The sequence below is a fragment of the Promicromonospora sp. AC04 genome (genome assembly GCF_003058225.1).
Lineage (GTDB): Bacteria > Actinomycetota > Actinomycetes > Actinomycetales > Cellulomonadaceae > Promicromonospora.
This window is the reverse complement of sequence record NZ_QBUG01000008.1, coordinates 71,786-84,733: the sequence shown is the minus strand read 5'-3', so window position 1 is coordinate 84,733 and position 12,948 is coordinate 71,786. Positions and strand designations below refer to the sequence as shown.

General features: G+C 71.1%; 8 protein-coding genes. 3 read left to right on the top strand and 5 right to left on the bottom strand.

Annotation, left to right across the window (positions count from 1 at the left end; all coding sequences use genetic code 11):
- The first annotated feature begins 217 nt into the window (after positions 1-217).
- Positions 218-1,165: a hypothetical protein gene (locus C8K30_RS20420; protein ID WP_108494757.1), complete on the top strand. Its 948-nt coding sequence runs from the start codon at positions 218-220 to the stop codon at positions 1,163-1,165.
- Between the two features lie 66 nt (positions 1,166-1,231).
- On the opposite strand, the gene ppdK is transcribed toward C8K30_RS20420, so the two are convergent.
- The 4 genes from ppdK to C8K30_RS20400 form a co-directional block, all read right to left on the bottom strand.
- Positions 1,232-3,889 carry a pyruvate, phosphate dikinase gene (gene ppdK, locus C8K30_RS20415; protein ID WP_108494941.1) on the bottom strand — a complete coding sequence of 886 codons (2,658 nt, stop codon included), beginning with the start codon at positions 3,887-3,889 and terminating at the stop codon, positions 1,232-1,234.
- A gap of 307 nt (positions 3,890-4,196) precedes the next feature.
- Positions 4,197-4,670 carry a DsrE/DsrF/DrsH-like family protein gene (locus tag C8K30_RS20410; RefSeq protein WP_108494756.1) on the bottom strand — a complete coding sequence of 158 codons (474 nt, stop codon included), beginning with the start codon at positions 4,668-4,670 and terminating at the stop codon, positions 4,197-4,199.
- A 52-nt stretch (positions 4,671-4,722) separates the two neighbouring features.
- The gene (locus tag C8K30_RS20405) at positions 4,723-5,040 is read right to left on the bottom strand and encodes a TusE/DsrC/DsvC family sulfur relay protein (protein ID WP_108494755.1); all 318 of its coding nucleotides are present in this window, start codon (positions 5,038-5,040) and stop codon (positions 4,723-4,725) included.
- Positions 5,041-5,069: 29 nt separating this feature from the next.
- Entirely contained in the window at positions 5,070-6,332 is a 1,263-nt protein-coding gene (locus C8K30_RS20400) for an FAD/NAD(P)-binding oxidoreductase (protein ID WP_108494754.1), read from the bottom strand.
- A gap of 140 nt (positions 6,333-6,472) precedes the next feature.
- On the opposite strand from C8K30_RS20400, the gene C8K30_RS20395 reads away from it, so the two are divergent.
- Entirely contained in the window at positions 6,473-8,332 is a 1,860-nt protein-coding gene (locus C8K30_RS20395; protein ID WP_199230601.1) for a LamG-like jellyroll fold domain-containing protein, read from the top strand.
- Here the strand turns inward: C8K30_RS20395 and C8K30_RS20390 are convergent.
- Positions 8,313-9,416: a hypothetical protein gene (locus C8K30_RS20390; RefSeq protein ID WP_108494753.1), complete on the bottom strand. Its 1,104-nt coding sequence runs from the start codon at positions 9,414-9,416 to the stop codon at positions 8,313-8,315. The two genes, C8K30_RS20395 and C8K30_RS20390, sit on opposite strands and share 20 nt — an antisense overlap.
- 202 nt (positions 9,417-9,618) lie before the next feature.
- Here C8K30_RS20390 and C8K30_RS20385 point away from each other — a divergent pair, with 202 nt between their 5' ends.
- Positions 9,619-12,879 (top strand): alpha-L-rhamnosidase, encoded by a 3,261-nt coding sequence (locus C8K30_RS20385; RefSeq protein WP_108494752.1) that lies wholly within the window; start codon positions 9,619-9,621, stop codon positions 12,877-12,879.
- Positions 12,880-12,948 lie beyond the last annotated feature (69 nt).

The window sequence follows — 12,948 nt, the reverse complement described above, 5'->3', positions numbered from 1 at the left end:
CGGGCGAGCCGCGCGGCCACCCCGACGCCGCGCCCCGGCATCTCATCTCCGCACGGAGCCGACGCCGGCCATCAGGGCCGTCTGCCCCGCATCCACGGGACCTTTGGCACATGCCCCGGCACGAGCCTCGCGCGAAGACTGGCAACTGGGGACGGTGAGCGCGCTTCAGGAACGGGGTACGCGCCGAAACCTGGCAGCCGAGGAAGGGAGACGAGCCATGGACGTCGTCGACGCACGGGTCGAGAGGATCCTGAGGGCGGCTGGAGAGGCTCCCAGCGTCCTGAACACCCAGCCGTGGAAGGTGGCGGTCGCGGGCAGCACCGTGACGCTACGTGCCGACCGGTCGAGGCAGCTGCGGCACAGCGACCCCCAGGGCCGTGAGATGTTGATCAGCTGCGGAGCCTTCCTGTTCAACGCACGGGTGGCGGCCCGTCGCGAGTCGCTGACCCCGGTCGTCACGGTCCTGCCGGATCCGGACGACGAGCTGCTCGTCGCCGAGCTCGTCCTCGAACCAGGCGACGACCCGAGCGCGGACGAGCTCGAGCTGTCCGTGGCGATCGAGCACCGCGCGACGTCCCGCGTCCCCTTCGATGACCAGCCCCTCCCCGCGGACGTCCTGGTCACCATCCAGCGAGCCGCCTACGCCGAGGGGGCCAGCCTGCGCCCGATCCAGCCGTCGGACCGCTCGCGCACCGAGGTGATCGGGCTCGTGCGGAAGGCGGAGGCCATCGCGGCAGAGGACATGGCCGGCCGCGCCGAGGAGGCGGCATGGACCACCACCTGGGCAGGCCGCGACGACGGCATACCCGAGCAGCTTCTCGGGCGCGCGCCGAGCAACGCCGATGCGCCTGCGCGCCGGTTCCCCGCCAGTCGGGGCCGGGAACACTTCGAGCGGAACTCGACACTGGCCGTCCTGACCACCCCGGGCGACTCCCCCCGGGAGTGGGTCGCAGCCGGTCAGGCGCTGGAGCATGCGCTGCTGGTCGCCACGACCTACTTCGTCCACGCGTCCTTCGCGACCACCGTCCTGGAGAACCCCACGACGCGCCATGATCTGCGCCAGGCTCTGTCTCTCAGTGCCTTCCCGCAGATGCTCATACGGCTCGGGAACAGCCCGAGGCCGGAACACGCGCCCCGCCGGACGCTGGGTGCGACGACGACGTGAGCCCCGCCGTGCCCCCGTCCGTGGCTCCCGTCCGGCGATGCCGGACGGGAGCCGACGCACGTCGGATCATCGGTCGTCGTACGCCGGGCCGGTGAGCCTCGCGCGCGCCGCGGCCAGGCGGGCGATCGGGACACGGTAGGGCGAGCAGGAGACGTAGTCGAGGCCGATCCCGTCGAACACGATGATCGACGCGGGGTCGCCGCCGTGCTCGCCACAGATGCCGATCTCGAGGTCGGGTCTGGTCCGCAGCCCGCGCTCGACGCCGATCCTGACGAGCTCACCCACGCCGTCGGCATCGAGGGACGCGAACGGGTTGGCGGGCACGATGCCCGCCTCGAGGTAGGGGACGAGGAAGGAGCCCTCGGCGTCGTCGCGGGAGATGCCGATCGCCGTCTGGCTCAGGTCGTTGGTGCCGAACGAGAAGAAGTCGGCGTGCTCGGCGATCTCGTCCGCGGTGAGGACCGCGCGGGGCAGCTCGATCATGGTGCCGACCGTGTAGCGCAGGTCCGTGACCCCGGCGGAGGCGAGCTCGTCGTCCGCGGTGGCCACGATGATCTCGCGCATGCGGCGAAGCTCCTCGGCGAACCCGACCAGGGGCACCATGATCTCGACGCGCGGATCCAGGCCACGCCTCCGTACCGCGAGCGCCGCGCGGATGATCGCGCGGGTCTGCATGACGCCGATCTCCGGGTGCAGCAGCAGCAGGCGCACGCCGCGGGTGCCAAGCATGGGGTTCGCCTCGGACAGGCGCAGGATGCGGTCCAGGAGGGCTCTGGCCCGCTCCAGCTCCGCAGGTGCGTCGTCCGCCTCCAGCCGCTGCACCAGCAGGGACTGCTCGACCAGGTCGGGGAGGAACTCGTGCAGCGGCGGATCGATGAGCCGGACGGCGACCGGCAGGCCGGTCATCGCGGTGAAGATCTCCTCGAAGTCCGCCTGCTGCATGGGCAGCAGCTCGTCCAGCGCTGCCTGCCGGGCGTCGGTGGTGTCCGCCAGGATCATGCGCTGCACCACTGGCAGCCGGTCCGTGGCCATGAACATGTGCTCGGTGCGGCACAGTCCCACGCCCTCGGCTCCCAGCTCGCGGGCCTTCGTGGCCTCCTCGCCGGTGTCGGCGTTGGCGCGCACGCCCAGGCGGCGCACCTCGTCGGCCCAGCCCAGCACGGTGGAGAAGTCGTCGGTGATCTGCGGCGGCACCAGCGGGAGCGCGCCCGGGTAGACGGCCCCGGTGGTGCCGTCCAGCGTGAGCGTGTCCGCGTCGGTGAGGACGGTGTCGCCGACAGTCATGGTGTGGGCGTCGACGTCGATGCGCAGCTCGCCCGCGCCGGCCACGCACGGCTTGCCCATGCCGCGGGCGACCACGGCGGCGTGCGACGTCATGCCGCCGTGCGCGGTGAGGACGCCCTGGGCCGCCGCGACGCCGTGGATGTCGTCCGGGGTCGTCTCCCACCGCACGAGCACCACTGCCTCGCCGGCCTTGCCCCGCTCGGCGGCGGTATCGGCGTCGAACACGATCCTGCCCACCGCCGCGCCCGGGGAGGCGTTGAGGCCGCGCGTGAGCGGGGTCCCCGCCTGGGTGGGGTCGAGCGCCGGGTGCAGGACCTGGTCGAGCTGGGCCGGGTCGATCCGCCGCAGCGCCGTCTCCTTGTCGATCTCGCCCTCCGCGACGAGGTCGCGCGCCACCTTCAGCGCTGCCGCGGCGGTGCGCTTGCCGGTGCGCACCTGCAGCAGGAACAGCGTGCCGTCCTCGACCGTGAACTCGATGTCCTGCATGTCCTTGTAGTGGTGCTCGAGCTGGTCCATCGTCGCCATGAGCTGCGCGTACGCGTAGGGCAGCACCGATTCCAGCTCCGGCAGGCGCCGGGGGGTGCGGATGCCCGCGACCACGTCCTCGCCCTGCGCGTCTACCAGGAACTCTCCGTACCGCTCTCTGGCACCCGTGGCAGGGTTGCGCGTGAAGCACACGCCCGTCGCGGACGTGTCGCCCTTGTTGCCGAACACCATCTGCATCACGTTCACGGCGGTGCCGAGGTCGTCCGGGATGTCGTTCAGCCCGCGGTAGACCTTTGCTCGCGGGCTGTTCCACGATCCGAACACCGCGTCCACCGCCCGGCGGAGCTGCTCGCGCGGCTCGGTCGGAAGTTCGTGTCCGGTGCTCAGGCGGACCGCGCGACGGAACGTCGCCACGAGCTCCTTCAGGTCGTCGGCCGTCAGCCCGGTGTCCTGGGTCACCCCGCGGCGGTTCTTGAGCGCCGTCAGCTCGTCCTCGAAGACCTGCCCGGGCACGCCCTCCACCACCTCGCCGTACATCTGCACGAACCGGCGGTACGAGTCCCACGCGAACCGCGGGTCGTTCGACTCGGCGGCCAGGCCTTCGGCGGACTCGTCAGAGATGCCCAGGTTGAGGATCGTGTCCATCATCCCCGGCATCGAGAGCACGGCGCCCGACCGCACCGACACCAGCAGCGGCCGTTCGGCGGCCCCGAGCGTGCGGCCCGTGCGCCGCTCCAGGGTGCTCAGGTGCGCCTGGATCTCGTCCCACAGCCGCTCGGGCCAGGTGCCGCCGTTCCGCATGGCGGCGACGCACGCCGAGGTCGTCACCGTGAAGCCGTCCGGGACGGGCACGCCGATGCGCTTCATCTCGGCGACGCCCGCACCCTTGCCGCCGAGCAGCGCCTTCATCTCGGCGTTCCCCTCCGACAGGTCGTAGACGTACCGTCCGTCCATCACCTCTGCGCTCGTGGTGACGGCTCCGGTCCGGCTGTCCGCATGCGTGGTCATCGCGCCTCCATCGGTCAACGCCCGCGATCGGGTGCTCGTGCTGTACTCCACGGTCGTGCCGGGCAGGCCGACACGACTGCGTGAGTACTACCAGGCTCGTGGCCCGGAGCACCCCGCCGTCAGGGTCGTCCGCCCCGCATCCCTGGGACGTAGGTCCCCTCGTCGGCTCGCGTCCTTCCCCGTTCGTTCTCCCTCGGCGAGCTGGTGCCACGCTCGTCGTCGGGTCCCGGCTCGCGGCGGAAGTGGCCGCGCGTCACGTGAAGACGATCTGGCCACCGGCCGCGAGGTCGTAGAACTCACCGACGGTGATGATGTCCTTGACCTGCCCGATGAAGTCGTCCCTGCCGAAGCCGAAGAGATCGACCGATGCCTGGCACGCGTACAGCCCCGCGCCGGTGTCGGCGATCATCTGGACGAACTCAGGGATGGGTGGGATATCGAGCCTGTCCATCTTGTGGCCCATGTACCGGGTCATCGCCGCCGACACCCCAGGGATCGCGCCCGCCCAGGTCGGCAGGTGCAGGCCGGGGTTGCCCACGGTGGCCACCTTGATGTGCTCGTAGCGGTCCTTGTGGATCGCGTCCAGCCCGAAGAAGGTGAAGAACAGGTTCGCCTCCATCCCCTCGGCGCGAGCGCCGTTGGCCATGATCAGCCCCGGGTAGACACCTTCGAGAGAGCCCTTGGAAATGATGATCGAGACCTTCTCGATCTTGCCGTTGCCCGTCATGGCATGCCTCCTCTTCGTGGTCGTTCGTGGACCTCAGACGTGGATGTGGACCTCAGATGCAGCCGCGGGGCTTGGGAATGCCCGCGGTCTTCGCCGCCAGCTTCGCCGGGCCCTTCGGGAAGAGCTCGTAGAGCTCCTTGACGCTGACGCCGGAGGTCTTGCCCAGCGCCCGCACGGTCGGGCCGGTGCCCCTGAGCTCGTACTCGTGGCGCACGTGCTTGATGACCTGCCAGTGCTGCTCGGTCAGCGCGGGGATCCCGGCCTCGCGGGCGATCTCGGGTGCCATCTCCTCGCGCCACTGCTCGGGATCGGTGAAGAATCCCTCCTCGTTCACGAGCACCTGGGTGCCCGCGTAGGTCACGGTCGGCATGTCGCGCCTCCTCCTCGTCGTTCGGCTCGTCAGTGGTCAGTGGTCGCGGGTACGTGCTTGCTCGCGTGCGGCATCGCCGCGGCGACGCCGGGGATGTCCCGGCCGGGCAGCAGGATGTGCCAGTACAACCAGGCGAACATCCGCTTGCCGAGGTGGTTGAGCCGGGACTCCCTCAGCAGCGGCAGGCCCACACCGGCCGGGAAGCGGCCCGGCAGGGGCTCGGTGTCGTAGTTGAAGTCGATCAGCAGTGCCTTGTGGAAGCCGGTCTCGATGAAGCAGTTGGCGTGGCCGTCGAAGCCGGGCTCCAGCTCTTCACCAGCGAGGAACCGCGCGACGTTGCGGGTCAGGATCTCGCCCTCGAAGTGCGTCACGGAACCGGCCTTGGAGGTCGGGATCGCCGCCGCGTCGCCGATCACGAAGATGTTGGGCCGCACCGTGGACTGCAGGGTGTGGGGGTCGGTGGGTATGAAGCCGAGCTCGTCGCCCAGCCCCGCCGAGGCGTCCACGTAGGCGGCACCGCCGTGCAGCGGCACCATGACCGCCAGGTCGAAGGGGACCTCGCGGCCGTCGAAGGACACCAGGCGGTCACCGGCATCGTCGCCGTCGCCGCCCTCGACGCTGCCCGTGTTGAACTCGGTCACCAGCTCGATCCCCTTCTCGGCCAGCAGCCCCGCCAGGGCGCGGGCGGCCACCGGCTTCGTGAACGCCGCGTCCAGCGGTGTCACGAACGTCAGCGACACCGCGTCGCGGATGCCACGCTCCCGGAAGTACCAGTCGGCCAGGAAGCAGAACTCCAGGGGTGCAACCGGGCACTTGATCGGCATGTCCACCACGTCAACCACCAGGCGGCCGCCGTCGAAGGCCGCCAGCGCGCCGGCCAGCGCCTCGGCGCCCTCGTACTCGTAGAAGGTGTGCACCGTCGGCAGCCTGCCCGGCCCGGCGAGCCCTTCGGTCTCCTCCGGTAGCAGTCGTGCACCGGTGGCGATCACCAGCAGGTCGTACGGCAGCACCGCGCCGCCCTCCAGGTGCACCTGGTCCTTGTTGATGTCGACCCGTTCGACGCCCCTACGGCGATAGTCGATGCCGGCGTGCAGCTGACGCGGGCGGGAACGGACGAGACTCTCGGGCCGGGCCAGCCCGAAGGGGACGAACAGCAGGCCGGGCTGGTAGACGTGGTCGTCGTCGTGGTCGACGACGGTGATCTCCACGTCGTCGTCCAGCATCCCGCGCAGGCGGTTGGCCGACAGCGTGCCGCCGGTACCACCACCGAGGATCACGATTCGTTCGCTCATGCCCCCAGTCTCAGGACGCCGCCTCCTGACCGTTAGGGGCGTTGGTCCTTCACGGGCGGGGCCAAGGTCGCCGGTCAGTGGTCAGGCTCCGTTCCACTCCGCGTCACCCCAGGGCCAGCAAGCCCGGCCACGATCTGACCGTGGAAAACAAGTTCTCCCGCCGGTCCCTCTTCCGGGCCGCAGCGGCCGTCCCGATCATGTCAGCAGCCACCGCGACCGTAGGGACGACGGCGGCGTCCGCCGCACAGACGCCCGCCGCGCCGACGTCGGACGGCGGCCGGCCCGACCCGGCCGCCCCGCGGTTCACGATCGCCGTCCTGCCCGACACCCAGTACCTCCTGGACGACGGCGGCTCCGACGCCGAGCCCGTCCGCGCGACGCTGCGGCACCTGGTGCGCGAGCAGGCGCGGGACAACGTCGTGTTCATGACCCAGCTCGGCGACGTGACCGAGCACGGCACGGCGACCGAGATGCGCGCGGCGAGCCGCGCGTTCGAGGCCGCCGGCCGGCTGCCGTACAGCGTGCTGGCCGGCAACCACGACGTCAGCGGCGACGACCAGCGGGGTGACACGCCGTACCTGCGCACCTTCGGGCCGCAGCGGTTCGCCCGGATGGCGACCTACGGCGGCTCCTCCCCCGACGGCTACAACAGCTACCACGTGGTCCGCGGCGGCGGCCGGGACTGGCTGGTCCTGGCGCTGGACTGGCGCATGTCCGACGCCGGGCTCACCTGGGCCCAGGGCGTGCTGGAGTCGCACGCGCTGCCGACGATCCTGACCACCCACGACCTGGTCTGGGCCGAGGACGACGGCCGGGCCCACCTGTCCGACAACGGGCAGCGCCTCTGGGACCGCCTGATCAAGGGCAACGACCAGATCTTCCTCGCGCTCGGCGGGCACTACTGGCCGTCCGGCCGCACCACCCTGACCAACGACGCCGGCCACCCGGTGCACCTGCACATCACGAACTACCAGGACCGCTACTACGGCGGCGCGGGCATGGTGCGCTATTACGGGTTCGACCTGGCCCGCGGCGTGATCGACGTCGAGACGTTCTCGCCCTGGCTGCAGGCGAGGCAGGACCCCACGCCCCTGGAGACGGAGCACGTCGAGCTCAGCGGCGACGTCGACCGGTTCACCGTGGAGATCGACTTCGACCAGCGCTTCGCCGCCTTCGCGCCGCCGGTGCTGCCCGCGCCGCTGCCGCCGTCGGCCGTGATGCCGCGCGGCACAGTCGCGTACTGGCGGTTCGACGAGGCCGGGTTCGCGACGGCGGGGGCCGACGGCGCCCCCGTGGCGCCCGGCACCGTCGCCCGCGACCTCACCGGCAACGGTAACGACCTCACCTCCTCGCTCCTGCACGCCAGCCCCGCGGGGGCGCTGACCTGGTCGGCCGAGCACCACGACGCCCAGCCGGCCCACGCGAGCCTCCGGTTCGACGGCGGCCAGGGTCCCGACCGCGGCGCAGTGCTGCGGACCGGCCCCGACTCCCCGGTCAACAGCGCGAAGTTCGAGTCCGGCTACACGATCGAGACGTTCCTCAAGCTGCCGGAGCCTTATCTGGGCGACCACGCCTGGATGGGCATCCTCAGCTGGGAGGGCCGCGCGGGCGACGCCGGCAAGCACAGCGGCTGGTCCGACGACGAGCCGACGTGCAGCCTGAACCTGTCGGGCGAGCGGTTCCTGCAGTTCGTCGTCTACCCGGTACCGGTCGACGCCGACCCCACCTCCTGGAGCCACGCGATCCCGGTCGGCCGCTGGATGCACGTCGCGCTCGTCAACGACGGCCGGCACACGGTGATGTACGTCGACGGCTCGAAGATCGTGCGCAACGCCGCCGAGGAGTCGCGCGGCATCTCGACGCTCGGCAAGCCGTTCGCCATCGGCGGCACCCAGTCCGCCGAGCAGTACGGGCAAGGCTTCTACGGCTGGATCGGCGACACCCGGATCGTCTCCCGAGCCCTGCGGCCCGACCAGTTCCTCACGGCCCGGAGCCGCTGACGCCCTGGGGAGCGGTCGAGACGTCCCGGGACGTCTCGACCGCTCCGCTGTTGCGCAGGAACAGGATGATCCAGCTGAAGATGAGCACCGCCGCGACCAGCTCGACGGCCGTGAGGTTGTAGTACCCGGTGACGAAGAAGATCGCCAGGACCACTATGACGCCGACGAAGGTGTAGCCGAGCAGTACGAACACTCTTGGCATCGACGGAAGCAGCCTGCGAAGGCTCACGACCAGCGCGACGTAGACGACCACCATCCCGGTGGCGGCGATGTTGTGTACTGCCAGGAACTCGTCCACGGGAAAGATCCCCACGCACGCGAGGAGCACGCCGATGAGCACGAGCGCCAGGCGGACGCGGCTCCGGCCTCGCGCCTCCGGCCGGGTCGAGTCCGGGAGGTTCGCGGTCGCGTAGCTCGCGATCGTCGTGACGATGACGCCGGCCACGATCAGCGTCAGGTTGAACGCCATCGCGGAGAGGTCGTCGGTCATCCCGAGGGCGCTGAGGTTCTCCTGCCACCAGACCGGATCGGTGGCGCTGAGCATGCTGGCGAGGGCACCGACCACGAGGAACAGCGCCAGGACCAGCGAGAGCATCATCGGGGTGAGGTTCACGGCGGAGAGGAATGCCAGGTAGGCGGTCACGGCGAGGGCGACGCCGGCGAGCAGCGCGGCGGACGTCGCGTACACGGTCGCTCCGACGAAGCTCTCGCTCAGGACGGACGCGAACCCGGCCCAGCCCAGCAGCGCGATGATCGCGTGCGCCAGCGTCAAGGCCGCGATGTCGAACCAGCGCAGCCGCGGCCGGCCCCTGCCGCCGGCCGCGTCGCGTCGGATCTGGGTACGGCGCAGTGCGCCGCCGAAGAGGAACGCGGCGATCGCGACGACCGCTCCGCCGACGGCGGCGAAGTCACCGATCGAGCCGCGGCCGGAGATCGGCACACCCCGGTCCCAGAACACGACGAGCCCCACGAGCGCCCCCAGCACGAAGGCGCCCGCGCCGGCGAGCAGCGCGGACGACTCACGCGACTCCGTGCTCGCGACGGGGTGGCGAAAGATGCGGGCGATCGGTGACGGTTCGCTCATCTCGGGCCTCCTGTGCTCCGCGTCGTACCTGAACCAGCATTCCGCGGAGCCCGCTCCGTCCACGTCACCCGAACCGGATGATTCGGTGGTGGCCACGGCCGCACCGTCGCCTCTACACTGGCGGCGCTTGGTTGAAACGTTGCAATGGAGCAGACCTTCTCAACCGGACGATCACCGATGATCGTTCACGCCTGGAGGCGTCATGACCCTGGATCGCAGACTATTTCTGAAGACTGCCGGCGTCGCATCCACCGCCGCGGCACTGCCCGTCGGCACCGCAGCCGCGGCAGACGGGCCTCGTCACGGCGTCAGCGCCGTACAGCTGGCCGACCCGCTCGTCGAGAAGAAGACCAGCCCGCTCGGGATCGACGTCGACCGCCCGCGGTTCTCGTGGACCGTCGAGTCGGACCGGCGGGGCGTCGAGCAGGAGTCCTACCGGGTGCGGGTGAGCACCCGCGGGCCGCGGCCCCGCGCGGTGTGGGACAGCGGCGTCGTGCGCTCCCGCGAGTCGGCGAACGTCGAGTACGACGGGCCCCCGCTGCGCGCCGCCACGGACTACACCTGGCGGGTGGACGTGACGACCACACACGGGTCCAGCACGACGACGTCGGGCTTCCGCACCGGGCTGTACGAGGAGAGCGACTGGTCCGGCGCCGAGTGGATCGGCAACGAGCGCCGCCCGGCCCAGGTCACCGACCTGACCTTCGACGGCGCCTCGTGGATCTGGCTCGCGGAGGGTGCGCTGCCCAATCAGGACCGTGCGTTCCGCGTCACGCGGACCGCCCCGGACGGCGCGTCTGCTGTGCAAGCCGAGGTCCTGATCACCGCCGACGACTCGTTCACGCTCTGGGTGGACGGCGTCGAGGTCGGCGCGACCCAGCCCGTGGAGAACGGCTGGCAGGGCTCCCGCTTCTACGCGACCGACGTGTCCGGGGACACGACGGTCGTCGCGATCCGCGGGACGAACGATGCGGTCAGCCCGGGAGCGGTACTCGCCGTCGTGCGCCTGACGTACTCGGACGGGACGACGTCGATCCTCGCAACCGGGAGTGCCTGGAAGGCCGCGACGAACTTCCCGGCGGACTTCGCACGGCCGGACCTGGACGACTCCGGCTGGGTCGGAGCAACCGAGATCGCTACCTACGGTTCGGGGCCGTGGGGCAGCGGGGTACGGCTGCCGACGCGCGACCCGCTGCCCGCGCCGCTGCTGCGGAGGGAGCTGGAGATCGGGCCGCGCCTCGAGCGCGCCACGCTCTACCTGGCCGCGGGCGGCTACGCGAACGTGTCGCTGAACGGCAGGCCGGCCGACGACCAGGTGCTCGCGCCCGGGTTCACCGACTACGACGACACGGTCCAGTACACCGCCGTCGACCTGACGCGGGGCCTACGGCGGGGCCGCAACGCGCTGGGCATCGAGCTGGGCCGCGGCTTCTACGGGATGACCGGCGGCAACGTGTGGCGGTGGGAGGCGCCGCCCTGGCACGACGACCCGGTGGTGCGTGCGGTGCTGCACCTGGAATACGCCGGGGGCGGCGTCGAGCGCGTGGTCACGGACGCGGCCTGGCGGATCCACGACGGGCCGACGGTGTTCGACGACCTCTACGGCGGCGAGGCCTACGACGCGCGCCGCACCCTGCCCGGCTGGGACAAGGCCGGGTTCGACGACGGCGAGTGGGCGGCCGCCTCCGTGGCGCCGGGCCCGCGGGGCGTGCTGGTCAACCAGCGCCAGCAGCCGATCGAGGTGACCGAGTCGCTGCCCGCCGTCGAGGTCACGGAGCCGGAGCCGGGCGTCTACGTGGTGAAGTTCCCCCGGGTGATCGCGGGCTGGGTGCGGTACACCGTGACCGGGACGGCCGGGGCTACCGTCCGGGCCGCGCACGGCGAGAAGCTCACCGCCGCCGGGCGCGTCAACCTGAGCAACAACGGCGGGTTCCAGGCCGGATTCCAGACCGACCGCTTCACCCTGGCCGGGACGGCCGAGCCGGAGACGTGGGAACCGCGCTTCTCGTACAAGGGCTTCCAGTACATCGAGATCACCGGCTGGCCGCAGGACGGCCCGCCGCCCCTGTCAGCCTTCACCGCGCGGGTGGTGCACACGGCCGCCGCGGAGACCGGGTCGTTCGACAGCTCCAGCGAGATCATGAACCGGACCCACCGGGCAGTGGTGGACACGCTGAAGAACAACATCCACGGCATCCCCACCGACACGCCGATGTTCGAGAAGAACGGCTGGACCGGCGACGCCGCCATCGGCGCGGAGATGTTCCTGCTGAACCTCGACGTGCACGAGCTGTTCGCCAAGTGGCTGCGCGACGTGCAGGAGACGCGCGACGCCCAGGGCCGGCCGCTGGTCATCGCGCCCAGCTCGGGCGACTGGGGCGAGTGGGGCGTGTGCCCGCCCTGGCACGCGGCCTACGTGACGATCCCCTGGTTGCTCTACCAGTACGGCGGGGACCGGCGCGTGCTTGCCGAGTGCTACGACGGGATGAAGACGTACGTCGACCTGGAGTTCAACCGGTCCCAGGGCGGCATCGTCCCCGACGCGCGGCTCGGCGACTGGGTAAGCCCCGAGGCGAGCCCGGCGGGCGGCAACGCACCCGAGGACCTGCGCGTCTCGGCCACCGCCTTCCTGTACCTCATGACCACCTATCTGCGGCGCAGCGCCGGGTTCCTCGGCAGGGCGGCCGACGTCGAGCACTTCTCCCGGAACGCCGCCACGATCAGGGCCGCGTTCAACAACACCTTCCTCGACAACGCCGCCGGGCACTACCGCGGCGACGGGGACCGCGGGTACCGGCAGACGCACAACGTGCTCGCGGTGGCCTTCGGCCTCGTGCCCGACGCCGCGACGGCGCAGCAGGTGGTCGACAGCATCGTGGCCGACGTGCGCGCCAAGGGCACAAAGCTCAACACCGGCGTGCTCGGCACCAAGTGGTTGCTGCCGGTGCTGACCCAGCACGGGTACGCCGACGTCGCCTACGAGCTCGCCGTGCAGACCGGCTACCCGAGCTGGGGCTACATGATCAACAACGGCGCCACCACCATGTGGGAGCACTGGTCGCTGGAGGCGCGCTCCTACGGGCACTACTTCCTCGGCACCGTGGACGACTGGTTCTACCAGCACGTCGCGGGGATCCAGGCGTCGGCGGAGACCGGGTACCGGGACATCACGATCGCCCCGGCGGTCACCGAGCACCTGGACCGGGCCAAGGCCTCCACCCGGACGCCGTACGGCACGGTCGCCAGCGAGTGGCGCCGCACGAGCGCCGGTCTCAGGCTCACCGTGACCGTCCCCGTCGGGTCGATCGCGACGGTGCGGATTCCCGCCCGTGCTCCCGAGGCCGTCACCGAGCGGGGGCGTCCGCTGCGGCACGCGGAGGGTGTCACGGGTGTGTCGGTCGAGGACGGTACGGTCCTGGTCGGGGTCGGGTCCGGCCGGTACGCGTTCATCGCGGAGCGGTGACTGTCGGGACCATGAACAGGTAGCGGAGAGGTAGCAGTGCTACCTCTCCGCTACCTTCAGCGGTCACAA

Excerpts from the sequence above, each read along its gene's own strand:
- C8K30_RS20420 (WP_108494757.1), top strand. The coding sequence starts at position 218 with ATGGACGTCGTCGACGCACGGGTCGAGAGGATCCTGAGGGCGGCTGGA.
- C8K30_RS20390 (WP_108494753.1), bottom strand. The coding sequence starts at position 9,416 with ATGAGCGAACCGTCACCGATCGCCCGCATCTTTCGCCACCCCGTCGCG.
- C8K30_RS20400 (WP_108494754.1), bottom strand. The coding sequence starts at position 6,332 with ATGAGCGAACGAATCGTGATCCTCGGTGGTGGTACCGGCGGCACGCTG.
- C8K30_RS20385 (WP_108494752.1), top strand. The coding sequence starts at position 9,619 with ATGACCCTGGATCGCAGACTATTTCTGAAGACTGCCGGCGTCGCATCC.
- C8K30_RS20405 (WP_108494755.1), bottom strand. The coding sequence starts at position 5,040 with ATGCCGACCGTGACCTACGCGGGCACCCAGGTGCTCGTGAACGAGGAG.
- C8K30_RS20410 (WP_108494756.1), bottom strand. The coding sequence starts at position 4,670 with ATGACGGGCAACGGCAAGATCGAGAAGGTCTCGATCATCATTTCCAAG.
- ppdK (WP_108494941.1), bottom strand. The coding sequence starts at position 3,889 with ATGGACGGACGGTACGTCTACGACCTGTCGGAGGGGAACGCCGAGATG.